Source organism: Pseudomonas sp. LH1G9 (assembly GCF_002949975.1).
In the GTDB taxonomy this organism is placed as follows: domain Bacteria; phylum Pseudomonadota; class Gammaproteobacteria; order Pseudomonadales; family Pseudomonadaceae; genus Aquipseudomonas; species Aquipseudomonas veronii.
In genome coordinates, this window is the sequence record NZ_CP026880.1 from 5,850,059 (window position 1) to 5,874,967 (window position 24,909).

At 62.0% G+C, this 24,909-nt stretch carries 25 protein-coding genes; 15 read left to right on the top strand and 10 right to left on the bottom strand.

From position 1 onward, the window contains the following. Window positions 1-234 precede the first annotated feature (234 nt). Window positions 235-1,335 (top strand): glycine-betaine demethylase subunit GbcB, encoded by a 1,101-nt coding sequence (gbcB, locus tag C5F70_RS27040; protein WP_017847881.1) that lies wholly within the window; start codon window positions 235-237, stop codon window positions 1,333-1,335. Between the two features lie 61 nt (window positions 1,336-1,396). On the opposite strand, the gene C5F70_RS27045 is transcribed toward gbcB, so the two are convergent. Then, window positions 1,397-2,437 carry a low specificity L-threonine aldolase gene (locus C5F70_RS27045; RefSeq protein ID WP_017847880.1) on the bottom strand — a complete coding sequence of 347 codons (1,041 nt, stop codon included), beginning with the start codon at window positions 2,435-2,437 and terminating at the stop codon, window positions 1,397-1,399. Window positions 2,438-2,527: 90 nt separating this feature from the next. On the opposite strand from C5F70_RS27045, the gene C5F70_RS27050 reads away from it, so the two are divergent. The 8 genes from C5F70_RS27050 to fdhA all read left to right on the top strand — a co-directional run bounded on the left by C5F70_RS27050 (window position 2,528) and on the right by fdhA (window position 12,501). Further along, complete coding sequence (locus C5F70_RS27050; RefSeq protein WP_104904327.1) at window positions 2,528-3,256, top strand: TraX family protein; 729 nt, start codon at window positions 2,528-2,530, stop codon at window positions 3,254-3,256. Window positions 3,257-3,492: 236 nt separating this feature from the next. After that, window positions 3,493-4,746, top strand: coding sequence for a serine hydroxymethyltransferase (gene glyA / locus C5F70_RS27055; protein ID WP_104904328.1), 1,254 nt, complete (start codon window positions 3,493-3,495; stop codon window positions 4,744-4,746). 22 nt (window positions 4,747-4,768) lie between these two features. Continuing rightward, on the top strand, window positions 4,769-6,019 hold the full coding sequence (locus C5F70_RS27060) for a sarcosine oxidase subunit beta (protein ID WP_003209185.1): 1,251 nt from the start codon (window positions 4,769-4,771) through the stop codon (window positions 6,017-6,019). A gap of 15 nt (window positions 6,020-6,034) precedes the next feature. After that, the gene (locus C5F70_RS27065) at window positions 6,035-6,337 is read left to right on the top strand and encodes a sarcosine oxidase subunit delta (RefSeq protein ID WP_017847877.1); all 303 of its coding nucleotides are present in this window, start codon (window positions 6,035-6,037) and stop codon (window positions 6,335-6,337) included. Further along, window positions 6,334-9,351 (top strand): sarcosine oxidase subunit alpha, encoded by a 3,018-nt coding sequence (locus C5F70_RS27070; RefSeq protein ID WP_104904329.1) that lies wholly within the window; start codon window positions 6,334-6,336, stop codon window positions 9,349-9,351. Before C5F70_RS27065 ends, C5F70_RS27070 begins: the two co-directional genes overlap by 4 nt. Window positions 9,352-9,460: 109 nt before the next feature. Beyond that, a complete protein-coding gene (locus C5F70_RS27075) occupies window positions 9,461-10,093 on the top strand; it encodes a sarcosine oxidase subunit gamma (protein WP_104904330.1) in 633 nt (210 codons plus the stop codon). 171 nt (window positions 10,094-10,264) lie between these two features. Continuing rightward, window positions 10,265-11,122, top strand: a complete 858-nt coding sequence (gene purU, locus C5F70_RS27080) for a formyltetrahydrofolate deformylase (RefSeq protein WP_104904331.1) — start codon at window positions 10,265-10,267, stop codon at window positions 11,120-11,122. A gap of 179 nt (window positions 11,123-11,301) precedes the next feature. Beyond that, a complete protein-coding gene (fdhA, locus tag C5F70_RS27085) occupies window positions 11,302-12,501 on the top strand; it encodes a formaldehyde dehydrogenase, glutathione-independent (protein ID WP_017847873.1) in 1,200 nt (399 codons plus the stop codon). 28 nt (window positions 12,502-12,529) lie between these two features. On the opposite strand, the gene C5F70_RS27090 is transcribed toward fdhA, so the two are convergent. The 4 genes from C5F70_RS27090 to C5F70_RS27105 all read right to left on the bottom strand — a co-directional run bounded on the left by C5F70_RS27090 (window position 12,530) and on the right by C5F70_RS27105 (window position 14,641). Beyond that, complete coding sequence (locus C5F70_RS27090; protein WP_052743384.1) at window positions 12,530-12,931, bottom strand: DUF3757 domain-containing protein; 402 nt, start codon at window positions 12,929-12,931, stop codon at window positions 12,530-12,532. Between the two features lie 227 nt (window positions 12,932-13,158). After that, entirely contained in the window at window positions 13,159-13,641 is a 483-nt protein-coding gene (locus C5F70_RS27095; RefSeq protein ID WP_158683891.1) for a DUF3757 domain-containing protein, read from the bottom strand. Between the two features lie 148 nt (window positions 13,642-13,789). Continuing rightward, on the bottom strand, window positions 13,790-14,098 hold the full coding sequence (locus tag C5F70_RS27100) for a hypothetical protein (RefSeq protein WP_104904332.1): 309 nt from the start codon (window positions 14,096-14,098) through the stop codon (window positions 13,790-13,792). 84 nt (window positions 14,099-14,182) lie between these two features. Continuing rightward, complete coding sequence (locus C5F70_RS27105) at window positions 14,183-14,641, bottom strand: anti-sigma factor domain-containing protein (protein WP_017847871.1); 459 nt, start codon at window positions 14,639-14,641, stop codon at window positions 14,183-14,185. Between the two features lie 136 nt (window positions 14,642-14,777). On the opposite strand from C5F70_RS27105, the gene C5F70_RS27110 reads away from it, so the two are divergent. Next, window positions 14,778-15,350, top strand: a complete 573-nt coding sequence (locus C5F70_RS27110; RefSeq protein ID WP_046381820.1) for a DUF2780 domain-containing protein — start codon at window positions 14,778-14,780, stop codon at window positions 15,348-15,350. Between the two features lie 66 nt (window positions 15,351-15,416). Here the strand turns inward: C5F70_RS27110 and C5F70_RS27115 are convergent, their stop codons facing one another. Then, window positions 15,417-15,893 carry a hypothetical protein gene (locus C5F70_RS27115; RefSeq protein ID WP_017847869.1) on the bottom strand — a complete coding sequence of 159 codons (477 nt, stop codon included), beginning with the start codon at window positions 15,891-15,893 and terminating at the stop codon, window positions 15,417-15,419. 303 nt (window positions 15,894-16,196) lie between these two features. On the opposite strand from C5F70_RS27115, the gene C5F70_RS27120 reads away from it, so the two are divergent. Next, complete coding sequence (locus C5F70_RS27120; protein ID WP_017847868.1) at window positions 16,197-16,400, top strand: hypothetical protein; 204 nt, start codon at window positions 16,197-16,199, stop codon at window positions 16,398-16,400. A 3-nt stretch (window positions 16,401-16,403) separates the two neighbouring features. On the opposite strand, the gene C5F70_RS27125 is transcribed toward C5F70_RS27120, so the two are convergent. Then, window positions 16,404-17,309, bottom strand: coding sequence for an acyltransferase (locus C5F70_RS27125; RefSeq protein WP_017847867.1), 906 nt, complete (start codon window positions 17,307-17,309; stop codon window positions 16,404-16,406). A gap of 172 nt (window positions 17,310-17,481) precedes the next feature. On the opposite strand from C5F70_RS27125, the gene C5F70_RS27130 reads away from it, so the two are divergent. Genes C5F70_RS27130 through creD form a run of 4 tightly spaced genes read left to right on the top strand, consistent with a single transcriptional unit; the run spans window position 17,482 to window position 21,524 of the window. Further along, window positions 17,482-17,982: an ATP-dependent zinc protease gene (locus C5F70_RS27130; RefSeq protein ID WP_017847866.1), complete on the top strand. Its 501-nt coding sequence runs from the start codon at window positions 17,482-17,484 to the stop codon at window positions 17,980-17,982. Window positions 17,983-17,991: 9 nt separating this feature from the next. Then, window positions 17,992-18,660, top strand: a complete 669-nt coding sequence (gene creB / locus C5F70_RS27135; protein ID WP_017847865.1) for a two-component system response regulator CreB — start codon at window positions 17,992-17,994, stop codon at window positions 18,658-18,660. Next, window positions 18,660-20,099 (top strand): two-component system sensor histidine kinase CreC, encoded by a 1,440-nt coding sequence (creC, locus tag C5F70_RS27140; RefSeq protein ID WP_046381824.1) that lies wholly within the window; start codon window positions 18,660-18,662, stop codon window positions 20,097-20,099. Before creB ends, creC begins: the two co-directional genes overlap by 1 nt. Before the next feature lie 51 nt (window positions 20,100-20,150). Beyond that, on the top strand, window positions 20,151-21,524 hold the full coding sequence (gene creD / locus C5F70_RS27145; RefSeq protein WP_079444833.1) for a cell envelope integrity protein CreD: 1,374 nt from the start codon (window positions 20,151-20,153) through the stop codon (window positions 21,522-21,524). Window positions 21,525-21,608: 84 nt separating this feature from the next. Here creD and C5F70_RS27150 read toward each other — a convergent pair whose 3' ends face one another. From C5F70_RS27150 to C5F70_RS27170, 3 genes are all read right to left on the bottom strand, one after another. Beyond that, complete coding sequence (locus C5F70_RS27150; RefSeq protein ID WP_017847862.1) at window positions 21,609-22,238, bottom strand: glutathione S-transferase; 630 nt, start codon at window positions 22,236-22,238, stop codon at window positions 21,609-21,611. Window positions 22,239-23,599: 1,361 nt separating this feature from the next. Then, window positions 23,600-23,782: a hypothetical protein gene (locus tag C5F70_RS27165; RefSeq protein ID WP_017847861.1), complete on the bottom strand. Its 183-nt coding sequence runs from the start codon at window positions 23,780-23,782 to the stop codon at window positions 23,600-23,602. Beyond that, window positions 23,779-24,882, bottom strand: coding sequence for a PepSY domain-containing protein (locus tag C5F70_RS27170; protein ID WP_104904334.1), 1,104 nt, complete (start codon window positions 24,880-24,882; stop codon window positions 23,779-23,781). Before C5F70_RS27170 ends, C5F70_RS27165 begins: the two co-directional genes overlap by 4 nt. Window positions 24,883-24,909: the final 27 nt, after the last annotated feature.

Here is a 24,909-nt window from a genome sequence, read left to right on the forward strand (position 1 = left end):
GTTAGTGCAGTGCAAGGCGTAAAGAAAGTGTCGTTGTTGGCAGCGAGTGTGCGGCCGCCGTTGCGGTGAACCTTATCCATGGGCGACATGGCCCAATCTGTTCCCGACGCGCAACCCCCTGTCGTTGGGGGCTGGTCGCGATAAGTATGTGAATGTCGCAGATAGGTAAATGGGTGGTTCTCGCGTTACGCAGAATCGCCACCATAAGGCCGAGCCTCGGCGGTGGAGAACAGCATGTCCAGCAACTTCCTGAATCCGGTAACCACCCAGACCTGGGCCAATGGTCGGCACATTGTCCGTTGCGTCAAAGTCATCCAGGAAACCTGGGACGTTCGCACCTTCTGCTTCATGGCCGACCAGCCGATCCTGTTCTTTTTCAAGCCGGGGCAGTTCGTCACCCTGGAGCTGGAAATCGACGGCCAGCCGATCATGCGTTCCTACACCATCTCCAGCTCGCCGTCGGTGCCTTACAGCTTCTCGGTGACGATCAAGCGCGTGCCGGGCGGCAAGGTCTCCAACTGGCTGCACGACACCCTGCACGAGGGCCAGGAGCTGGCGGTCCACGGGCCGGTCGGGCTGTTCAATGCCATCGACTTCCCAAGCCCCAAGGTGCTGTACCTCAGCGGCGGCGTCGGCATTACCCCGGTGATGTCCATGGCGCGCTGGTTCTACGACACCAACGCCAACGTCGACATGACGTTTATCCACAGCGCGCGCTCGCCCAAAGACATCATCTACCACCGCGAGCTGGAGCACATGGCCTCGCGGATCGACAACTTCAGCCTGCACCTGATCTGCGAGAAGCACGGCCTGGGCGAGCCCTGGGCCGGGTATCGCGGCTACCTGAACCACAAGATGCTCGAATTGATGGTGCCGGACTTCCTGGAGCGCGAAGTGTTCTGCTGCGGCCCCACGCCGTACATGACCGCAGTGAAGCGCCTGCTGGAAGCCGCGGGTTTCGACATGACGCGTTATCACGAAGAGTCCTTCGGCGCGACGCCAGCGGAAGCCCGCGCCGATGCGGTGGAACAGGCCGAACAAGCCGCCGATGCGCCGGAAATCGACCTGGCGGACCTGCATCAGGTCGAGTTCATCACCTCGGGCAAGAGCATCCGCGTGGCGCCGGGCGAAACCGTCCACGCCGCTGCGGCCAAGCTCGGCCTGCTGATTCCCAAGGCCTGCGGCATGGGGATTTGCGGCACATGCAAGGTGCTCAAGCTGGGCGGCGAGGTCGAGATGGACCACAACGGCGGGATTACCGAGGAAGACGAAGCCGAGGGCTACATCCTGTCGTGCTGCAGCGTGCCGAAGGGCGACGTGCGGATTGAGTTCTGACCCACACCTTAAGTGGGCACGATCCACTGTGGCAGGGAGCAAGCCCCTGCCACCTTCGTAATCAGGCCCCCATCACTTCGCGAATATCCGCCGCCAGTTCGCGCACGCGTTCTTCCTCGGTGTCCCACGCACACATGAAGCGCGCGCCGCCTTTGCCGATGAAGGTGTAGAAGCGCCAGCCCTTGGCCGTCAGCGCGGCGATCGCCGGTTCCGAGAGTTGCAGGAACACACCGTTGGCCTGCACCGGGAACATCAATTCCACGCCGGGGATATCCGCCACCAGGCTGCTCAGCAACTGCGCGCAGTGGTTGGCGTGGCGTGCGTGTTTGAGCCAGGCGTCGTTTTCCAGCAGGCCCACCCACGGCGCGGAGAGGAAGCGCATCTTCGACGCGAGCTGGCCGGCCTGTTTGCAGCGGTAGTCGAAGTCTTCGGCCAGTGCGCGGTTGAAGAACAGAATCGCTTCGCCCACGGCCATGCCGTTTTTCGTGCCGCCGAAGCACAACACATCCACCCCGGCTTTCCAGGTCAGGTCGGCCGGCGAACAGCCGAGGAACGCGCAGGCGTTGGCGAAGCGCGCGCCGTCCATGTGCAGGTTCAGGCCGAGCTCTTTGCAGGTGGCGCTGATGGCGCGGATTTCGTCCGGGGTGTACACGCTGCCGACTTCAGTGGCCTGGGTCAGCGTCACCACGCGGGGTTTGGGGTAATGGATGTCCTGGCGCTTGAGGGCGATCTCGCGGATCGATTCCGGGGTCAGCTTGCCGTTTTCGGTGCGCGCGGTGAGCAGCTTGGAACCGTTGGAGAAAAACTCCGGTGCGCCGCATTCGTCGGTCTCGACGTGGGCGGTTTCCGAGCAGATCACGCTATGGTAGCTCTGGCACAGCGACGACAGCGCCAGGGAGTTGGCGGCGGTGCCGTTGAAGGCGAAGAACACTTCGCAGTCGGTCTCGAACAGGTTGCGGAAACCGTCGGCGGCGCGGTGGGTCCATTCGTCATCGCCATAGGCGCGCTGATGGCCGTGGTTGGCTTGTTCCATGGCGGCCCAGGCTTCCGGGCAGATGCCGGAATAGTTATCGCTGGCGAATTGTTGGCTCTTGTCGGTCATGGCCCATTCCTGTGGTCGATGTTGGTGCACACTTTAACCAAGATTGTCTGGGGTGCACACGCACTGTAAATGCAAAGTCACTGGGGAATTATGCACGCTACTGAAACGATTCCTGTCGGACGTGTCCGCGATGGCGCCTTGGATTTGCTCAAGTGGCTGGCGCTGCTGAGCATGGTGCTGGACCACTTGCGTTATGTCGGGTTGAGCCTGGATGGCCTGTATGTGCCGGGGCGCCTGGCGTTCCCGTGGTTTTGCCTGGCGATTGCGGCGAATGTGCATCGGGTGCGCGCCGCGCCGGTGAGCGGCCGCTGGCGTTACCTGGGCTGGTTGCTGCTGTTCAGCCTGATCAGCGAAGTGCCGTACCGGCTGTTCATCGAAGATGCCGATACGTTGAATGTGTTGCCCACCTTGGCGTTGGGCCTGCTGGTTGCCCGAGGATGGCAGCAGAAGGCGCTGGTTGATCGAGGATTGGCGCTGATTTCCCTGGCGATAGGCGCTGTGTTTTCCACGCAGCTGATGTTCGGTTTCTTCGGTGTATTGCTGCCGTGGGCAATGGTGTTGGTGTTTCGTCGGCCATGGTATTTCAGCGTATTTCCGGGGCTGCTGTGTGTGGCAGCCAATCAATGGCAGATTCTGCTCGATAGCGGCACGCCGGTGGCGCGGATGGGGTTGGCGGCATGCCTGATCGCGCCATTGGCCGGCCTGGTCCTGTTGCGACATGTCAAAAACGCCACGCCGCCGGCAATGCGCCGCTGGGCCTATGCCCTCTATCCTGTGCATTTCCTGCTGTTGCTACTCGTCCGTCAAATTATCGCCTAACCAGTGTGCGAGGGGGCTTGCCCCCGATAGCGGTGTGTCAGCCACGGCATGTGCAAGCTGATCCACCGCTATCGGGAGCAAGCTCCCTCCCACATTTGTTCGGCGTTGTTGTCGCTATGTCGTAAACGCACCTTTGCGTGGCGTCCGTAGGCATTTGACCTGCCTGCGCCAGCCCTACCATCGCATCAAAGGGCCCTGCACGGGCCTTAACAATACGAAAGGCTGGGAGAGACGCGATGTTCAGCAAACAAGACCAGATCCAGGGTTATGACGATGCACTGCTCGCGGCGATGAATGCCGAGGAGCAGCGGCAGGAAGATCATATCGAGCTGATCGCGTCGGAGAACTACACCAGCAAGCGCGTGATGCAAGCCCAAGGCAGCGGCCTGACCAACAAGTACGCCGAAGGCTACCCGGGCAAGCGCTACTACGGTGGCTGCGAGCATGTGGACAAGGTCGAAGCCCTGGCCGTCGAGCGCGCCAAGCAGTTGTTCGGCGCCGACTACGCCAACGTGCAGCCGCATTCCGGCTCATCCGCCAACAGCGCGGTGTACCTGGCGCTGTTGAACGCCGGTGACACCATCCTCGGCATGAGCCTGGCCCACGGCGGCCACCTGACCCACGGCGCCAAAGTGTCGTCCTCGGGCAAGCTGTACAACGCGGTGCAATACGGCATCAACACCGACACCGGGCTGATCGACTACGACGAAGTCGAACGCCTGGCCGTGGAGCATCAGCCGAAGATGGTGGTGGCCGGTTTTTCCGCCTACTCCAAGACCCTGGATTTCCCACGCTTCCGTCAGATCGCCGACAAGGTCGGTGCGCTGCTGTTCGTCGACATGGCCCACGTCGCCGGCCTGGTGGCCGCCGGTCTGTACCCGAACCCGCTGCCTTACGCCGACGTGGTCACCACCACCACCCACAAGACCCTGCGCGGTCCGCGTGGCGGCCTGATTCTGGCGCGTGCCAACGAAACGATCGAAAAGAAACTCAACGCCGCTGTATTCCCTGGCGCCCAGGGCGGCCCGCTGATGCACGTCATCGCCGGCAAGGCGGTGTGCTTCAAGGAAGCCCAGGAGCCTGGCTTCAAAGCCTATCAGCAGCAAGTGATCGACAACGCCCAGGCCATGGCCGGCGTGTTTATCAAACGCGGCTACGATGTAGTGTCCGGCGGCACCGATAACCACCTGTTCCTGGTCAGCCTGATTCGCCAGGGCCTCACCGGTAAAGACGCGGACGCCGCTCTCGGTCGCGCCCACATCACCGTCAACAAGAACGCCGTGCCGAATGACCCACAGTCGCCGTTCGTGACGTCGGGCCTGCGTATCGGCACGCCGGCGGTGACCACGCGCGGTTTCAAGGTGCCGCAATGCATCGAGCTGGCCGGCTGGATCTGCGACATCCTCGACAACCTCGGCGACGCCGATGTCGAGGCCGACGTGGCCAAGCGCGTGTCGGCCCTGTGCGCTGATTTCCCGGTTTATCGCTGAGCGCGGTTTTGGAGTAATGACTATGCAACGCTACTCGGGCTTCGGCCTCTTCAAGCACTCACTCAGCCACCACGAAAACTGGCAGAAGATGTGGCGCACGCCGACCCCTAAAAAGGTGTACGACGTGGTCATCGTCGGCGGTGGCGGGCATGGTCTGGCGACCGCCTATTACCTGGCCAAGGAGCACGGCATCACCAATGTCGCCGTGGTCGAAAAGGGCTGGCTGGGCGGCGGTAACACCGCGCGCAACACCACCATCGTGCGTTCCAACTACCTGTGGGACGAGTCGGCGCACTTGTACGAACACGCGATGAAACTGTGGGAAGGCCTGTCCCAGGACCTGAACTACAACGTGATGTTCTCCCAGCGCGGCGTCTACAACCTGTGCCACACCCTGCAGGACATCCGCGATTCCGAACGGCGCGTCAGCGCCAACCGCCTCAACGGCGTGGACGGCGAACTGCTCAATGCCAAACAGGTTGCGGACGAGATTCCGTACCTGGATTGCTCGAAGAACACCCGCTACCCGGTGATGGGCGCCACCGTGCAACGGCGCGGCGGCGTGGCCCGTCACGATGCCGTGGCCTGGGGCTTTGCCCGCGCCGCCGACGCCCTCGGAGTGGATTTGATCCAGCAGACCGAAGTGATCGGCTTTCGCAAGGAAAACGGCGTGTGCATCGGTGTGGAGACCAACAAGGGTTTTATCGGCGCCAAGCGCGTCGGTGTGGTCACCGCCGGTAACTCCGGGCACATGGCTTCGCTCGCCGGTTTCCGCCTGCCGATCGAATCGCACCCGCTGCAAGCACTGGTGTCGGAGCCGATCAAGCCGATTATCGACAGCGTGATCATGTCCAACGCCGTACACGGTTACATCAGCCAGTCCGACAAGGGCGACCTGGTGATCGGCGCCGGTATCGACGGCTACAACGGCTACGGCCAGCGCGGTTCGTACCCGGTGATCGAACACACCATCCAGGCCATCGTTGAGATGTTCCCGGTGCTCTCGCGCGTGCGTATGAACCGCCAGTGGGGCGGCATCGTTGACACCACGCCGGACGCCTGCCCGATCATCTCCAAGACCCCGGTGCCGAACATGTTCTTCAACTGCGGTTGGGGCACGGGCGGTTTCAAGGCCACTCCCGGTTCAGGCAACGTGTTTGCCGCGAGCCTGGCCAAGGGTGAAATGCACCCGCTGGCCGCACCTTTCTCCATCGACCGTTTCCACAACGGTGCGTTGATCGACGAACACGGCGCTGCGGCCGTCGCCCACTAACAGGAGAAATTCCCTATGTTGCATATCTTCTGTCCTCACTGTGGCGAACTGCGCTCCGAAGAGGAATTCCATGCCTCCGGCCAAGCGCACATCCCACGCCCGCTGGACCCCAACGCCTGCACCGATGAAGAGTGGGGCGACTACATGTTCTTCCGCGACAACCCCCGCGGCCTGCACCACGAGCTGTGGATTCACGCCGCCGGTTGCCGTCAGTACTTCAACGCGACCCGCGACACGCTGACCTACGAAATTCTTGAAACCTACAAAATCGGCACCAAGCCGCAATTCACCGCCAAGGCTGCTGGAGCGAAGGTATGAGCCAGATCAATCGCCTGTCCAACGGTGGCCGGATCGACCGTAACAAAGTCCTGACCTTCAGCTTCAACGGCCAGGCCTACAAAGGCTTCGAAGGCGACACCCTGGCCGCCGCGCTGCTGGCCAACGGTGTCGACATCATCGGCCGCAGCTTCAAGTACTCGCGCCCACGCGGCATCTTTGCTGCCGGTGCCGAAGAGCCGAACGCGGTGCTGCAGATCGGCGCCACCGAAGCCACCCAGATTCCCAACGTGCGCGCCACGCAACAGGCGTTGTACCAGGGCCTCGTCGCCACCAGCACCAACGGCTGGCCGAGCGTGAACAACGACGTGATGGGCATTCTCGGCAAAGTCGGCGGCAAGCTGATGCCACCGGGTTTCTACTACAAAACCTTCATGTACCCGCAGTCGTTCTGGATGACCTACGAGAAGTACATCCGCAAGGCTGCAGGTTTAGGCCGCTCGCCGACCGAGAACGACCCGGACACCTACGACAACTTCAACCGGCATTGCGACGTGCTGGTGGTCGGTGCCGGCCCGGCCGGTCTGGCCGCTGCACTGGCCGCTGCGCGCAGCGGCGCCCGCGTGATCATCGCCGATGAGCAGGAAGAGTTCGGCGGCTCGTTGCTCGATTCGCGCGAAAGCCTCGACGGCAAGCCGGCCACCGAGTGGGTCGCCAGCGTCATCGCCGAACTCAAAGCTCTGCCGGATGTGGTGCTGCTGCCCCGCGCCACCGTCAACGGTTACCACGACCATAACTTCCTGACCATTCACGAGCGTCTCACCGATCACCTCGGCGACCGTGCGCCGATCGGCCAGGTGCGCCAGCGTATCCACCGTGTGCGTGCCAAGCGCGTGGTGCTGGCGACCGGTGCGTGCGAGCGTCCGCTGGTGTACGGCAACAACGACGTGCCGGGCAATATGCTCGCCGGTGCAGTCTCGACTTACGTGCGCCGTTACGGCGTGGCGCCGGGCAAGAAACTGGTGCTGTCGACCAACAACGACCACGCCTACCGCGTCGCCCTGGACTGGTTGGAAGCCGGCCTGAAAGTGGTGGCCGTGGCCGATGCCCGCCATAACCCACGCGGCGCGCTGGTGGAAGAAGCCCGCGCCAAAGGCATTCGTATCCTCACCGGCAGCGCCGTGATCGAAGCCCGTGGCAGCAAGCATGTGAGCGGCGCCCGTGTTGCCGCCATCGATGTCAAAGCGCATACCGTCACCAGCCCCGGCGAGTGGCTGGACTGCGACCTGGTGGCCAGCTCCGGCGGCTACAGCCCGGTGGTCCACCTGGCCTCGCACCTGGGCGGCAAGCCGACCTGGCGCGAAGACATCCTCGGTTTTGTACCGGGTGAAGCACCGCAAAAGCGCGTGTGCGTTGGCGGTATCAACGGCGTCTACGGCCTGGGCGATTCCCTGGCGGACGGTTTTGAAGGGGGCGTGCGCGCCGCCAGCGAAGCCGGGTTTAGCCCGGTGGAAGGTACGCTGCCCAAAGCCTTGAACCGCTTGGAAGAGCCGACGCTGGCGCTGTTCCAGGTGCCTCACGAGAAAGCCACTGCACGGGCGCCCAAGCAATTCGTCGACCTGCAGAACGACGTCACTGCGGCCGCCATCGAACTGGCGACCCGCGAAGGTTTCGAGTCGGTGGAACACGTCAAGCGCTATACCGCGCTGGGCTTCGGCACCGACCAGGGCAAGCTGGGTAACGTCAACGGCCTGGCCATTGCGGCGCGTTCGCTGAACGTGACCATCCCGCAGATGGGCACCACTATGTTCCGCCCCAACTACACGCCGGTGACCTTCGGCGCGGTTGCGGGGCGGCACTGTGGGCACATCTTCGAGCCCGTTCGCTACACCGCGCTGCACGCCTGGCATGTGAAGAACGGCGCCGAGTTCGAAGACGTCGGCCAGTGGAAACGCCCGTGGTACTTCCCGCGCAACGGTGAAGACCTGCACGCGGCGGTCAAGCGCGAATGTCTGGCGGTGCGCGACAGCGTCGGCCTGCTGGATGCGTCGACCCTCGGCAAGATCGACATCCAGGGCCCGGATGCCCGCGAGTTCCTCAACCGCATCTACAGCAACGCCTGGACCAAGCTCGACGTGGGCAAGGCGCGCTACGGCCTGATGTGCAAAGAAGACGGCATGGTCTTCGACGACGGCGTGACCGCTTGCCTGGCCGACAACCACTTCCTGATGACCACCACCACCGGCGGCGCGGCCCGGGTGCTGCAATGGCTGGAAATCTACCAACAGACCGAATGGCCGGACCTCAAGGTCTACTTCACCTCGGTCACCGACCACTGGGCGACCATGACCCTGTCGGGCCCCAACAGCCGCGAGCTGCTGGCCGAAGTCACCGACATCGACCTGGACAAGGACGGCTTCCCGTTCATGACCTGGAAAGAAGGCCTGGTCGGCGGCGTACCGGCGCGGGTGTTCCGCATCTCGTTCACCGGCGAGCTGTCGTATGAAGTCAACGTGCAGGCCGACTACGCCATGGGCGTGCTGGAGCAAATCGTCGAGGCCGGCAAAAAGTACAACCTGACCCCGTATGGCACCGAAACCATGCACGTCCTGCGGGCCGAGAAGGGCTTCATCATCGTCGGCCAGGACACCGACGGCTCGATGACCCCGGACGACCTGAACATGGGCTGGTGCGTCGGCCGTACCAAGCCGTTCTCGTGGATCGGCTGGCGCGGCATGAACCGCGAAGACTGCGTGCGCGAAGATCGCAAGCAATTGGTCGGCCTCAAGCCGATCGATCCAGCGGTGTGGCTGCCGGAAGGCGCGCAACTGGTGTTCGACGCCAAGCAGACGATCCCGATGAAGATGGTCGGCCACGTCACCTCCAGCTACGCGCATAACTCCCTCGGTTATTCGTTTGCGCTGGCGGTGGTCAAGGGCGGCTTGAAGCGCATCGGCGAGCGGGTGTTTTCGCCGCAAGCGGATGGCAGCGTGATCGAGGCGGAGATTGTGTCCTCGGTGTTCTTTGATCCGAAAGGCGACCGCCAGAACATCTGATAGACCGAGGCGCGCCATCGGGAGACAGGGGAATGCATTCCAAATGTGGGAGGGGGCTTGCCCCCGATGACGCCAGTAGCCACACAACAGAATTCAGCAAAGGTGCTCTATGACAGCAGCCAACGTATACCAACAACGCCCCACCACCGGGGCCAAGGCCGAGTCGTCGCTGCACCATGCCGACCTCGCCAGCCTGGTCGGCAAGGGCCGCACGAATGCCGGCGTGACCGTGCGTGAAAAGAAACTGCTCGGCCACCTGACCCTTCGCGGCGACGGCCATGACGCCGCCTTCGCCGCTGGCGTCCACAAGGCCCTGGGCATCGAACTGCCCGGCGCGCTGACAGTGATTGTCAACGGCGACACCAGCCTGCAATGGCTCGGCCCGGACGAGTGGCTGCTGGTGGTGCCGAGCGGTGAAGAATTCGCCGCCGAACAAAACCTGCGCGCCGCCCTGGGCGATCTGCATATCCAGATCGTCAATGTCAGCGGTGGCCAACAGATCCTCGAACTGCGCGGCCCGAACGTGCGCGACGTGCTGATGAAGTCCACCAGCTACGACGTACACCCCAACAACTTCCCGGTGGGCAAGGCGGTGGGCACGGTGTTCGCCAAGTCGCAACTGGTGATCCGCCATACCGCCGAAGACACCTGGGAACTGGTGATTCGTCGCAGCTTCTCGGATTACTGGTGGTTGTGGTTGCAGGATGCCTCGGCCGAATTCGGCCTGAGCGTTCAAGCCTGATATGACCCCCACCCCCCTCATCCGCCACCCTGTAGGAGCGAGCTTGCTCGCGAAAACCTCAAGGGCACCGCGGTCATCCAGGATGCCCGCGTTATCGTTGACGATTTTCGCGAGCAAGCTCGCTCCTACAGGGGTGGGTGAGGCCGGGCTTTGCTTGAGGAGTGACCTGTCATGAGCCGCGCACCCGACACATGGATTTTGACCGCCGACTGCCCCAGCGTGCTCGGCACGGTGGACGCGGTCACCCGCTACCTGTTCGAGCAGGGTTGCTACGTCACCGAGCACCACTCGTTCGATGACCGGCTGTCAGGGCGCTTTTTTATCCGCGTGGAGTTTCGTCAGCCGGAGGGTTTCGATGAGCAAGCGTTCCGCGATGGCCTGGCCGCGCGCGGGGAAGCCTTTGGCATGGTCTTCGAACTGACGGCGCCGAACTATCGGCCCAAAGTGGTGATCATGGTGTCCAAGGCCGATCACTGCCTGAACGACTTGCTGTACCGCCAGCGTATCGGCCAACTGTCGATGGACGTGGTCGCGGTGGTGTCCAACCACCCCGATCTGAAACCGTTGGCCGACTGGCACCAGATTCCCTACCACCACTTCGCCCTCGACCCCAACGACAAACCGTCCCAGGAGCGTCAGGTGTGGCAAGTGATTGAAGACACCGGCGCGGAACTGGTGATCCTTGCGCGCTATATGCAAGTGCTGTCGCCGGAGCTGTGCCGCAAGCTCGATGGCAAGGCCATCAATATCCACCACTCGTTGTTGCCGGGGTTCAAGGGCGCCAAGCCGTATCACCAGGCGTACAACAAGGGTGTGAAGCTGGTCGGCGCGACGGCGCACTACATCAACAACGACCTGGATGAAGGCCCGATCATCGCCCAGGGTGTGGAGGTGGTGGATCACAGCCATTACCCCGAGGATCTGATTGCCAAGGGGCGCGATATCGAAGGGCTGACCCTGGCCCGGGCGGTGGGGTATCACATTGAACGGCGGGTGTTTTTGAATGCCAATCGGACGGTGGTGCTCTGACTGACGCCATCGGGGGCAAGCCCCCTCCCACAGGGGAATGCATTCCAAATGTGGGAGGGGGCTTGCCCCCGATGAGGCCCTAACAAACAACACAAGAAACAGCATCTGTACCCGAGCACTCAACGCGCTGCCCACCCACGGGCAACGCGCTTTCATAAAAACAACAGCGAGGTGAAAGCATGTCTGGTAATCGTGGTGTCGTGTATCTCGGCAACGGCAAGGTCGAAGTACAGAAAATCGACTATCCCAAAATGCAGGACCCCCGTGGCAGGAAGATTGAGCACGGCGTCATCCTGCGCGTGGTCTCCACCAACATCTGCGGCTCCGACCAACACATGGTGCGCGGCCGCACCACTGCCCAGACCGGCCTGGTGCTCGGTCACGAGATCACCGGTGAAGTGATCGAGAAGGGCAGCGACGTCGAGAACCTGAAAATCGGCGACCTGGTGTCCGTGCCCTTCAACGTTGCCTGCGGCCGCTGCCGCTCCTGCAAAGAGCAACACACCGGCGTGTGCCTCACCGTCAACCCGGCCCGTGCCGGTGGCGCCTACGGCTATGTCGACATGGGCGACTGGACCGGCGGCCAAGCCGAATACGTGCTGGTGCCCTACGCTGACTTCAACCTGCTGAAACTGCCGGACCGCGACAAGGCCATGGAGAAAATCCGCGACCTGACCTGCCTCTCCGACATCCTGCCCACCGGCTACCACGGCGCCGTCACCGCCGGCGTTGGCCCTGGCAGCACCGTCTACATCGCCGGTGCCGGCCCGGTCGGCCTGGCCGCTGCCGCTTCCGCACGCCTGCTGGGCGCGGCGGTGGTGATCATCGGCGACGTCAACTCCATCCGCCTGGCCCATGCCAAGGCGCAAGGGTTTGAAGTGGTCGACCTGTCCACCGACACGCCGCTGCACGAACAGATCGCTGCCTTGCTCGGTGAGCCGGAAGTGGACTGCGCCGTCGACTGCGTGGGCTTCGAAGCACGCGGCCACGGGCATGACGGCGTCAAGCACGAAGCCCCGGCCACGGTGCTCAACTCACTGATGGGCGTGGTGCGCGTGGCAGGCAAGATCGGTATCCCCGGCCTGTACGTCACCGAAGACCCTGGCGCCGTCGACGCTGCCGCGAAGATGGGCAGCCTGAGCATCCGTTTTGGTCTGGGCTGGGCCAAATCCCACAGCTTCCACACCGGGCAAACGCCGGTGATGAAGTACAACCGCCAGTTGATGCAGGCGATCATGTGGGACCGTATTCACATTGCCGACATCGTCGGGGTTGAGGTGATCAGCCTGGATGACGCGCCGCGTGGGTATGGCGAGTTTGATGCGGGCGTGCCGAAGAAGTTTGTGATTGATCCGCATAAGTTGTTCAGCGCGGCGTAACGAAAAGGGCGACTTCGAGTCGCCCTTTTCATTCATGCGTAAATGAGCATTTGGAAATGTCCTGGGCTTCGCAATGCGTGCCTTTCCAGTCACCTATAGGGATAAGGTTCCAATCAGAGATAGGTTTGAGCGTGACCGAAAAGCTCGCGTCGTTATTCATTGGCCCTTCGTAGGTGCAGATGACGGCTTTGTGGTCGGCATCGTACCGGGCATCGTGAAACGTCGAATCAGTAAGGTACGACGCTGTCGCCTGCTGGTTTTCACCTGCCCAGATGCGTCCATCGGACTGTGATGTTTCATAGCGGTAGCCTCCACTGGCCATCGCCGTTTGTTTGATGTTTTGGATCGGCGGGCAGGTGGAAGTCGCTGCGTGGGTGTTGTTCATCAGTGCCACAGTGGCTAACACACCTGCAAGCAGTGCAGTTTTCATAGCCCAACTCCTGTGGGGCGTGGAAGGCTCTATGCTGCAGGTGATGTTCCGGCGGCAGCTACTGTTAGAAGTGACAGTGCTTTAGAAGAAGTTGAGATTAAAGAGTGGTTTTTTATTGCCAGAGATGCAAAAAATCGACACGCGTGCAGGTGATCAGACTGGATGATGCGCCGCCCGAGTATTAAAAGAGAGTGGCGTTCTGGCCACACTCTTTATTTTTATAAAACTTATTGATACGGACACTCTTCAGGCGATGACTTAACGCAGTCCCTTGCAATAATATCAGCCTCCGTCATGTCGCTGGGTGATTTGGTTTTAGCTTTGACTTCTCTGTCAAAGCTATCTGTGGCCACACTTTTCCAATTTTCGCCTACAGCTTTGATGGGTTGGCCTGGATTAAAAGACATTGTTATAAATTGATTGTTCTGGTCTTGGTAGCGGCAAAAAACTCTCCAATCTTTTTTTCTGCTTGGATCTGTTTCATTATTCGCTTTTTGGATGCGGGCGTTCACGAACCTAAGGTTAGAAAGGCTGATATCTGGAGCTGTGGCGCTGGAAGTCCACTGTGAACGTGCGCCTTCAACGCCATCTGCAACGTAGGAATCGCCTACTTTGGCTATATTAAACGCGTACGCGCAGTTTCCCGCGTAGGTGTTGCTGGCTGCTGCTGTTAGAAGGAGAAGAGTGACAATTGATACTTTGGCGTGCATGGTCTTGTGCTCCATTTTCATTGTGTGGAGGGCCATCATCCGGAGCCAAGGCTTATTGCTCTACTGTTGAAATTGACAGTTTTTATATTGATTTGAGATATTGTTAATTGTTTATTGATATAAGTAGGATCTGTTTGTCTTTCTGGCGTTAATGGTTCTTCATTGCGGTTGTGGTGACTCCGGCTTTTATGAGGCCCCTGCGCTGGAAAGTTTGTGATTGATCACGTTCTCGCGCCTGAAGCCCGGTTAAAAAGAGGAGATAGTTGGTGAGCGCAGCAATCAACAGCAGCACCTCTATTCGCTTTGGGCTCATGTTTAGATGCAGATTAAAACCCAGCCCCAAGTGCTCACTTTTCACATCTCGGAAGCCTTCTTCGATCTGCATACGCCGCTTATAAATTGCCACGATTTTGCTGAATTCCACTCGCTTTGCTTCAGATTGCTTGTCAGCAACCACGGCTCTCGCTCACGACTGGCGGACTGCCGGTTGAGCTTGCTTTTGGCGATTGATCCGGTGACTCGTTGATGTTTACCCCGTGGCTTAGCGAATCGCCAGCGCGCCTTGATACACCGTCGGCCCGGTCGGCTGCTTGCTCACCGATCCACCCTTGGTTTCCGAGCTCACCATCAAGCCCACCGGTTTGCTGATGGATTCCTGCTGGCGTGGATTCAAGCCGATGATGCCTTTGCCATTTTCCGGCAACAGGCCGAGGGATACCGGCGTGCCGTCCTCGGGGATGGCCCACAGTTCCAGGCTCTGATCAGGGGCAGGGGCCGTGGAGGCAATCGGCTGCACTTCCAGGTAGTCCTTGTGGGCCATGATCTGCGCTGCCGGCTGCTGGGTGGTGGTCACCAGGGTGGCGGCGGATTTGACGCTGTCCTGGGTGTAGAGCGCGCCGCCGATACCGGCGGCCACTACAGCGCAGGCGCCGATGAACAGGCGCGGGCGGCTCCAGAATGAAGGCTTGTGATCAATCACTTGGGGGTGGATCGTCGTCATAAGTCTCTTCCTGACAAATTTTGTAGTCAGTTCATGGACCGGCTTATCGCAGTTGGGTTCCGGAGCGGGTTTGGAACAAGTGACGAAAAGGCCAGTCAAACGCCTGCTTTCACCCCTACATCCAGAGGTTGTTTCGATGAAGATTTCACGCGGTTTCGCCCTTTCCTGCCTGATGACCCTGGCAGCCGGCCCGGTATTCGCCGCCGGGTTCAGCCTTGGCGATGCGGCCAATGCGATTTCCGGTATGCAGGGCGGCAACAACAAAGCCGCTGCCGTTGCGCCGTCGTCCGAAACGGCCGGTTTGCTGAGTGCCCTGACCTCACAATTGAATGTCACCCCCGAGCAAGCCGTCGGCGGCACCGGCGCCATGCTGGGCCTGGCCAGGAACCAACTGAGCAGCAGCGACTATTCGCAACTGGGGAAAAGCGTGCCGGGTCTCGATCAACTGTCGGGCAGCAATGCGCTGGGCAGCCTCGGCGCCTTGAGCGGGATGCTCGGCCAGAGCGGCGGCAGCAAGACCAGCGGCCTCGACGGCCTGCTGGGTAACGTGAAGAACACCAACGACCTGAACACCGCGTTCAGCGCGCTGGGCATGGACAGCGGCATGATCGGCCAATTCGCCCCGGTGATCCTGCAATACCTGGGCGGCCAGGGTGCCAACAGTTCGCTGCTGGGCAAACTGGGCCAGGCTTGGGGCACCGGCAGCTAAGGCCGTGGTCCTTCAAAGCGGGTTCGACCCCGCTTTGAAGTGGCCGGCAGGTTGCGGGGAACAGCGTTACGGTTGGTACTCAAAAGTACATTGGGAGGCGTCGATCGATACAGCGCCGCCTTGATTCCCGCAGCTGGTTCCTTTCCATGCTGTACCGGTCGCGGCCTTCGGGTTGTTAAACGGCAGGCCCAGTTGAACATAGGGTTTGGAAACGTTGTTTACCGGCTCTGCGTTTTCTCTTTGCGTTGTACCGCCATAACTGCAGAGTATTTTCCCGTGGATCATTTCGGCACTGACTAACATCAGGTTGTATTTAGGTTCGAGGTAGGTCTCGCTTGTGGCCGTGGACTGGCCCTCCCACATCTGGCCACCGGGCCCGGGGGCTTCGTATTTGAAGCCTTGGTTGAAGTCCGGAGGAAGGTCCGGGTCGGTATACGGCGTAGCTTTTATTGAACTGACTGCGGGGCACGTGGCCATTTCTGCATGGGCAATGTTCGCTGCTGTCAGTAACGCTATGCCGGCGAAGAGGACTTTGATGGTCATGATCAGGGCACTCGACTGAGATGGAGTCCTTAGCCTAATCAGCCGCCCAAGGCGGGCGGAACTGTTAACTCTGACAGTTTTTTATGCGTTTTCAGACGATGCCCTATCGCGGGTTCGCTGCAGGGCAAGCGGGTCCAGGCGTGGGGCGCGGGTAGCCGAGGATTGAGTCAGCCCCTCGTTTGGCAATGCTGCGCAACAACTCCCGAGGAACTGTGTGGGATGTTTCACCACCTACGGGGACTGCCCCAGGAAAACCAACCCTCCTGGGGTGGATTCTTCAATCCGGTCAGGTAGGAGTCTTCCATGAACATCGTCAACACCTACAACGCTCTCGCTAGCGCTTCGTATCACGCCGCGACCCACAAGCCCGCTGCCGCAGAGCAAGGAAAAGCACCCCACGACGCCAGCCAGGAGCAGGCTGATACCGTGAGCAGTCACGACACCATCGAGATAGCGCACGGGTGGCGTACCGGTGACGATTCGGCCACGTGGCCTAAGCGCCCGTAACGGTTACTTTGCCCATAAGGCCCCAGCGGTTTCGCCTCGCAGTTCCTGAATCCGCTGATCTTTCTCCGTCCAGAGCCGGTTCACCCAGTTCTGTACGACCTGGCGAAACGCCGGGTCGTTTTCGTAGTCGCCCTGCCACAGCGCCGGGTCCAGCTCACGGGTGCGGATATCGATGATCACCTTCGGTACCGCCCCGCTGATCAGATCCCAGAACCCCGGCGTCTTCGCTTGCGGATAGACCACGGTCACGTCGAGCACGGCATCCAGTTGTTCGCCCAGCGCCGCCAACACAAACGCCACGCCGCCGGCCTTGGGCTTGAGCAGGCGGGCAAACGGTGAGCCTTGCTGGGCACGCTTGGCCTCGCTGAACCGGGTGCCTTCCAGGTAGTTGACCACCGTCACCGGCTGGCGCTTGAACAGCTCGCAGGCCTGGCGGGTGATCTTCAAGTCCTGGCCCGCCAGTTCCGGGTGCTTGGCCAGGAACGCCTTGGTGTAGCGCTTCATGAACGGATAATCCAGCGCCCACCAGGCCAGGCCGAGGAAGGGCACCCAGACCAGTTCTTTCTTCAGGAAGAACTTGAAGAACGGCGTGCGGCGGTTGAGGGCCTGGATCAGCGCGGGGATATCGACCCAGGATTGGTGGTTACTGATCACCAGGTACGAGGTGTCGCCGCGCAGGTCGTCTGCGCCGCGGATGTCCCATTGGGTCGGGATGCACAGCGCGAAGATCAGTTTGTCGATTTCGGCCCAGGTCTCGGCGATCCACATCACGGCCCATGACGCGTAATCGCGATAGCGACCGGGGGCCACCAGCTTGAGCAGGGCAAACACCGTCAGCGGCCCGATCAGGACCAGGGTGTTGAGCAGGAGCAGCAGCGAGACGAAACAGCCGGTGAGCAGGCGGCGCATAAGTAACTCTTGGAATCCTGTGGGCGGGACATAATAAGAGAGCGGCGTCTAGAGGCCAAATCGCAAATCGCCCGACGAATGTTTCACAATATGCCGGGTATGGTTGCCGAACTAACTAAGTGCTGCCTTTGCGGTCTAGAATTCGCCTACTTCTTTCCGAGGAAATCACTTCGTGAAACTGCTCCTTGCCTCGCTCGCCCTGGCGGTCTTGCCCGTCATGGCCGCCGAACCGACCGTTTACGGTCGCTACGAATACATCCAACTGCCGGAGATCGGCGAAACCTTCAAGGCCAAGATGGACACCGGCGCGCTGACCGCCTCGCTGTCGGCCCGTGACATCGAGACCTTCACCCGTGACGGCGACGATTGGGTGCGCTTCCGCGTCGGCGGCAAGGACGCCGGCAACAAAGTCTACGAACACAAGGTGGCGCGCATCAGCAAGATCAAGAGCCGCGCCGACGAAGACGAGGACAAGGAAGAAGCCACCGTGGCCACGCGCCCGGTGATCGACCTGGAAATGTGCCTGGGCAACGTCAAGCGCACCGTCGAGGTCAACCTCACCGACCGCAGCAGCTTCAACTACCCGCTGCTGATCGGCGCCAAGGCGCTGCGTGAGTTCGGCGCCGCGGTGAACCCGGCGCGTCGCTACACCGCCGACAAGCCGGACTGCTGACGGACCGCCATGCCGCACATCCTGATTGTCGAAGACGAAGCGGCGATAGCCGACACACTGGTTTTCGCCCTGCAAGGCGAGGGCTTTACCACCACCTGGCTGAGCCTCGGCCAGGAAGCGCTGGCCCACCAGCGCCAGACCCCGGCCGACCTGATCATCCTCGACATCGGCCTGCCCGACATCAGCGGCTTTGAAACCTGCAAGCAACTGCGGCGCTTCAGCGAAGTGCCGGTGATGTTTCTCAGTGCCCGCGATAGCGAGATCGACCGCGTGGTCGGGCTGGAGATCGGCGCCGACGATTATGTGGTCAAGCCGTTCAGCCCACGGGAAGTGGCAGCGCGGGTCAGGGCGATCCTCAAGCGCGTCGGCCCTGGCGTCGTTCCGGCGTTGTTCCAGGTCGACCTGGAGCGCATGCAGATCACCTACCGTGGCCTGGCACTGAGCCTGACCCGCCACGAGTTCCGCTTGCTGCAAAGCCTGCTGGAACAACCCGAGCGTGTGTTCAGCCGCGAACAACTGCTGGACGCGGTCGGCGTGCCGGCCGATGCCGGCTATGAGCGCAATATCGACAGCCATATCAAAAGCCTGCGCAGCAAATTACGCAGCGTGGCGGCGCAGGCCGAACCGATCCAGACCCATCGCGGCCTCGGCTACAGCTACAGCCCGAGCCACAGCTGATGCGCCTGGGGCTGCGGTTTTTCCTGGTCTACGCGCTGTTTATCGGCTTCACCGGTTACTTCGTGCTGAACACCGTGATGAAGGAAATCCGCCCCGGCGTGCGCCAGTCCACCGAAGAAACCCTGGTGGACACCGCCAACCTGCTGGCCGAAATCCTGCGCAACGACGTCAAGAACGGCACCCTCGCCCAAAGCCACTGGCCGGAGCTGCTCAAGGCCTACGGCACCCGTCAGCCGGGCGCGACCATCTGGGGCCTGCCGAAAAACCAGGTCAACCACCGCATCTACGTGACCGACGCCAACGGCATGGTGTTGCTCGACTCCAGCGGCGAAGCCGTGGGCCAGGACTACTCCAAATGGAACGACGTGTACCTGACCCTGCGCGGCGAGTACGGCGCGCGTTCCACCCGCAGCGCGCCGGATGATCCGGCCTCGTCGGTGATGCACGTGGGCGCGCCGATTCGCGACAACGGGCAGATCATCGGCGTGGTCACGGTGGCCAAGCCGAACAGTTCGCTGCAGCCTTATGTCGATCGCACCGAGCACCGGTTGCTGTGGTACGGCGCCGGCTTGGTGATCCTCGGCCTGCTGCTCGGCGCGCTGTTGTCGTGGTGGTTGAGCGTGGCACTGCGCCGGCTTACCGCGTATGCCGAGGCGGTCAGCGAGGGGCGGCGCGCCGAATTGCCGCATTACCGTGGCGGCGAGCTGAAGCAGTTGTCCACCGCTGTGGAGCACATGCGGACACAGCTGGAGGGCAAGGCTTATGTGGAGCATTACGTCCACACCCTGACCCACGAATTGAAGAGCCCGCTGGCGGCGATTCGCGGCGCGGCCGAGCTGTTGCAGGGCGACATGAGCCGCGAGCAGCAACAGCGCTTTGTCGGCAATATCGACAGCGAAAGTACCCGCCTGCAGCAGTTGATCGAGCGCTTGCTGAACCTGGCCCAGGTCGAGCAACGCCAGGGCCTGGAGGCGCAAGCCAGCCTGCCGCTGGCCGCGCTGGTGGACGATGTGCTCAAGGCCCAATGCGCGCGCATCGAAGGTGCCGGCTTGCGCATCGAACAAACGATCGGCGCTGAGGTGAAGGTCTTCGGCGAACCGTTCCTGCTGCGCCAGGCCCTGGGCAACCTGCTCGACAACGCCCTGGACTTCACGCCGGCGGGCGGGGTGTTGCGGTTCAGCGCGCAGACCCGGCACAACGCTGTGCAGGTCAGCCTGTTCAACCAGGCCGCGCCGATTCCCGACTACGCCTTGCCGCGCCTGAGCGAGCGTTTCTACTCGCTGCCGCGTCCGGCCAGCGGGCGCAAAAGCACCGGCCTGGGCCTCAACTTTGTCGAGGAAGTGATGAAGCTGCATGGCGGCACGTTGCAGATCGGCAACGTACACGGTGGCGTGCAAGTGGTGCTGCATCTCCACACAGTCTCCACACTGCCCACATAAATTTCCCACATGCGCGGCTCACGCTTTCCCCATCAAAACAGGGAGAGCCCCATGAACCGCAGCCTGCTTTTCAAACTTGGCGCGATTGCGCTATTGATCCTGCTATTGCTGATTCCATTGCTGATGATCAACGGCCTCATCGCCGACCGCCAATACACTCGCGACAGTGTCCTGATGGATATCGCCCGTAGCTCCAGCTACAGCCAGCGCCTCACCGGCCCGGTGATGGTGGTGCCGTACCGCAAGACTGTCCGCGAGTGGAAGCTCAATGAAAAACTCAACAGGCGCTACGAGGAAACCCGTGAAGTGCGCGGTCGTCTGTATTTCCTGCCGGAGCGTTTTGAGCTCGACGGGCGGGTGCAGACCGAACTGCGTGCGCGTGGCATCTACCAGGCCCGGCTGTTCCACGCCGACAACCGCATCAGCGGACGCTTCGTCTTGCCGGAGCAATGGGGCATCAAGGAAAATTTCGCCGATTACCGCTTTGAGCCGGCGTTTCTGGCGGTGGGTATCAGCGATATTCGCGGTATCGAAAACGCACTGAAGCTGGAGCTGGGCAGCCAGCGCCTGGAGTTTGCGCCAGGCACCCACGTGGAGTGGCTGGGCGAGGGGGTGCATGTGGCGCTGCCGGAGCTGGACAGCAAAACCCCGGCCGCGCTGGACTTCGCCTTCGACCTGCGCCTGCAAGGCACCGAGCAATTGCAAGTGGTACCGGTGGGCAAGACCAGCCAGGTCACACTGGCCTCCAACTGGCCGCACCCGAGCTTCATCGGCAACTTCCTGCCGGCGCAACGGGAAGTCACCGACAAGGGCTTCAGCGCCAACTGGCAGACCTCATTCTTCTCCACCAACCTCGAAGAAGCCCTGCGCGGCTGCCTGGACGAACGCGGCTGTGACGACTTTAACAACCGCAGCTTCGGGGTGAACTTCATCGACCCGGTGGACCAGTACCTCAAGAGCGACCGCGCGATCAAATATGCGCTGCTGTTCATCGCCCTGACCTTTGCCGGTTTCTTCCTGTTCGAAGTGCTCAAGGGCTTGGCGGTGCATCCGATCCAGTACGCCCTGGTGGGGTTCGCCCTGGCGTTTTTCTACCTGTTATTGCTGTCGTTGTCCGAGCACCTGGGCTTTGCCTTGGCGTACCTGATCTCGGCCAGTGCCTGTGTGTTGTTGATTGGTTTCTACGTGTGCCATGTGCTGCGCAGCGTCGCCCACGGCCTGGGGTTTTCGGCCGGGCTGGCGGCGTTGTATGGCTTGTTGTACGGGCTGTTGAGTGCCGAGGACTACGCGCTGCTGATGGGCTCGCTGTTGCTGTTCGGCCTGCTGGGGACGGTGATGGTGCTGACACGCAAACTGGATTGGTACGGCGTGGGCAAACGCAAGGCGGCCGAGCCCTTGGCATTCGATCTGGAGGCCGTGCAATGATCGGGTTGCGTGAGGACCAGCGGGAGCGAGCGCAGTTGGTGGCGAGGATTGTGGCGTTGTTTCCTGCGCCACCTATGCGCAGGGTCAAACCGGCGGCTGTGTCTCAAGCATCGAAGGGCGCTGGCTGACTTCGGCGTACCAGGCGGCAAGCTGGGGGTTGGCGTCGCGCCAGTGCAGGTCCGGGTGGCGGAAATCCAGGTAACCCAAGGCGCAGGCCACGCTGATCGCGGCGATATCGAAGTGGCTGGCCAGTTCGGCAATCGCATCCGCTTCCAGCTCCGCCAGGGTGCGCCGGATCTTGTTGCGCTGTTCGTCGAGCCACGGCGCCCAGTGTTTTTCCGGCGGGCGCAGGGCGCTCTCGTAACGCACCAGCACGGCGGCATCCATGATGGCGTCGGCCATCGAGGCCAGGGTCAGGCGACGCCAGCGGGCCGAGCCGTCACGCGGGATCAGCGGGTTGCCGACGTGCTGGTGGTCGAGGTAATCGAGGATCACCCGGCTGTCGTGCAGCACCGTGCCATCGGCCAGGCGCAGGGCCGGGATCTTGCCCACCGGGTTTTCGTTGACCAGTTGCACGTCCGGGTTGACCGGTGTCGGCATGCAGAGCTGCAGGGCCACACGGTTCTGCTGGCCGGTTTCGGCCAGCAGCACGCGGACTTTGCGCACGAACGGCGAAGCGGGGTTGTGGAACAAGGTCATGCTGGGAGCGGACATGGGCATTCCTCTGGATGGGATGGGCAGTCGCTAGCCTAGTGGGTTGCGCCGTGGCTGGCGAGGGGGATTCCTGTGGTTCTTGAGGGCCTCATCGGGGGCAAGCCCCCTCCCACAGGGGAATGCATTCCAATGTGGGAGGGGGCTTGCCCCCGATAGCGTCCTCAACCACGCCGCCTGAACAACGCCCAAGTCCCAATGACCGCAGGAATACCCAACCCGACCCAACTCAGCGCATCCCACAGCCCATCCCTCTGGATGGGATGGGCAGTCGCTAGCCTAGTGGGTTGCGCGGTGGCTGGCGAGGGGGATTCCTGTGGTTCTTGAGGGCCTCATCGGGGGCAAGCCCCCTCCCACAGGGGAATGCATTCCAAATGTGGGAGGGGGCTTGCCCCCGATAGCGTCCTCAACCACGCCGCCTGAACAACGCCCAAGTCCCAATGACCGCAGGAATACCCAACCCGACCCAACTCAGCGCATCCCACAGCCCATCCCTCTGGATGGGATGGGCAGTCGCTAGCCTAGTGGGTTGCGCCGTGGCTGGCGAGGGGGGCTGTGGTTCTTGAGGGCCTCATCGGGGGCAAGCCCCCTCCCACAGGGGAATGCATTCCAAATGTGGGAGGGGGCTTGCCCCCGATAGCGTCCTCAGCCACGCCGCCTGAACAACGCCCAAGTCCCAATGACCGCAGGAATACCCAACCCGACCCAACTCAGCGCATCCCACAGCCCATCCCTCTGGATGGGATGGGCAGTCGCTAGCCTAGTGGGTTGCGCGGTGGCTGGCGAGGGGGGGCTGTGGTTCTTGAGGGCCTCATCGGGGGCAAGCCCCCTCCCACAGGGGAATGCATTCCAATGTGGGAGGGGGCTTGCCCCCGATAGCGTCCTCAGCCACGCCGCCTGAACAACGCCCAAGTCCCAATGACCGCAGGAATACCCAACCCGACCCAACTCAGCGCATCCCACAGCCCATCCCTCTGGATGGGATGGGCAGTCGCTAGCCTAGTGGGTTGCGCCGTGGCTGGCGAGGGGAGGGCTGTGGTTCTTGAGGGTCTCATCGGGGGCAAGCCCCCTCCCACAGGGGAATGCATTCCAATGTGGGAGGGGGCTTGCCCCCGATAGCGTCCTCAACCACGCCGCCTGAACAACGCCCAAGTCCCAATGACCGCAGGAATACTCAACCCGACCCAACTCAGCGCATCCCACAGCCCATCCCTCTGGATGGGATGGGCAGTCGCTAGCCTAGTGGGTTGCGCGGTGGCTGGCGAGGGGGGGCTGTGGTTCTTGAGGGCCTCATCGGGGGCAAGCCCCCTCCCACAGGGGAATGCATTCCAAATGTGGGAGGGGGCTTGCCCCCGATAGCGTCCTCAGCCACGCCGCCTGAACAACGCCCAAGTCCCAATGACTGCAGGAATACTCAACCCGACCCAACTCAGCGCATCCCACAGCCCATCCCCCAGCAACGCGGCAAACAAACCGACGGCGCTGAGCAGGCCGATCCCCAGCGGAATGCCGAACACCTTCCAGAAACTCGATTGACGCGGCCTCATGCCTTGCCCGCCTTGCGCCGCACCCACCACAGGTACACACCGCTGCCGAGCACGACGATGGTCAGCCCATCCAGTAGCGCCCAGAGGATTTTCATCGGCATGCCGCCGTAGTCGCCGAAGTGCAGCGGCTGCGACATGCCCATGGCGTCCATGTACCACGGCCGCTCGGCGATCGCGGTGACGGCCAGGCTGCTGGCGTCGATCAGCACCGGCGTGAGCAGGTGCGAAGTCAGGTGGGTGCTGCCCTTCATGAACACCGCGTAATGGTGCTCACTGGAAAAACGCGTGCCGGGGAAGGCGATGAAGTCCGGCTGCATGCCGGGCGCGGCCGCGGCGGCGATCTTGAGCAGATCGTTGGCCGGTGCGCGCAGGGTCAGCGGCGGGGCGTGCTGGTACGGTTCGATCATTGCGCTGAGGCTGTCGTTGCGCCAGGCGGCGATGATCAGATCGGCACAGGCGCTGATCACGCCGGTCACGCCGACCACCAGCGCCCAGGTCAGGGTGACCACGCCGATCAAGTTGTGCAGGTCGAGCCAACGCAGGCGGGTGGATTTGTCCTGGCGCACGGTGGCGAACGTCAAGCGGCGCATGAACGGCAGGTAAAGCAGCGTGCCCGAGACAATCGCCAGCACAAACAGCAGGCCCATGAACGCCAGCAGCCACTTGCCCGGCAGGCCGGCGAACATATCCACATGCAGGCGCAGTAGGAACAGCGTCAAGCCGCCGTTGGCCGACGGCATCTCCACGGTTGCGCCGGTGCGCGCGTCGAGCATGAACGTGTGCGACGCATTGGGTTCGGTGCCAGCGGTGGCGGCCATGATCGCGATCACGCCGTGCGGGTCGTCTTCGTCCCACGCCAGGTATTGCATGACTTCGCCAGGGCGATGCGCCTGGGCTTTGGCCACCAGTTGCTCGAGGTTCAGCTGTGGTGTGTTGGCGGGCATCTGCTGCAACTCGGGTTCGTTGCCCAGCAAGTGATCGAGCTCGTGGTGGAAAATCAACGGCAGGCCGGTAAGGGCGAGCAGCAGCAGGAACAAGGTGCAGATCAGGCTGGTCCAGGTGTGGATAAAGGACCAGCGGCGGATGGTTCGGCTTTTCATTTGTTGGCCTTCAGACACACCCAAGCC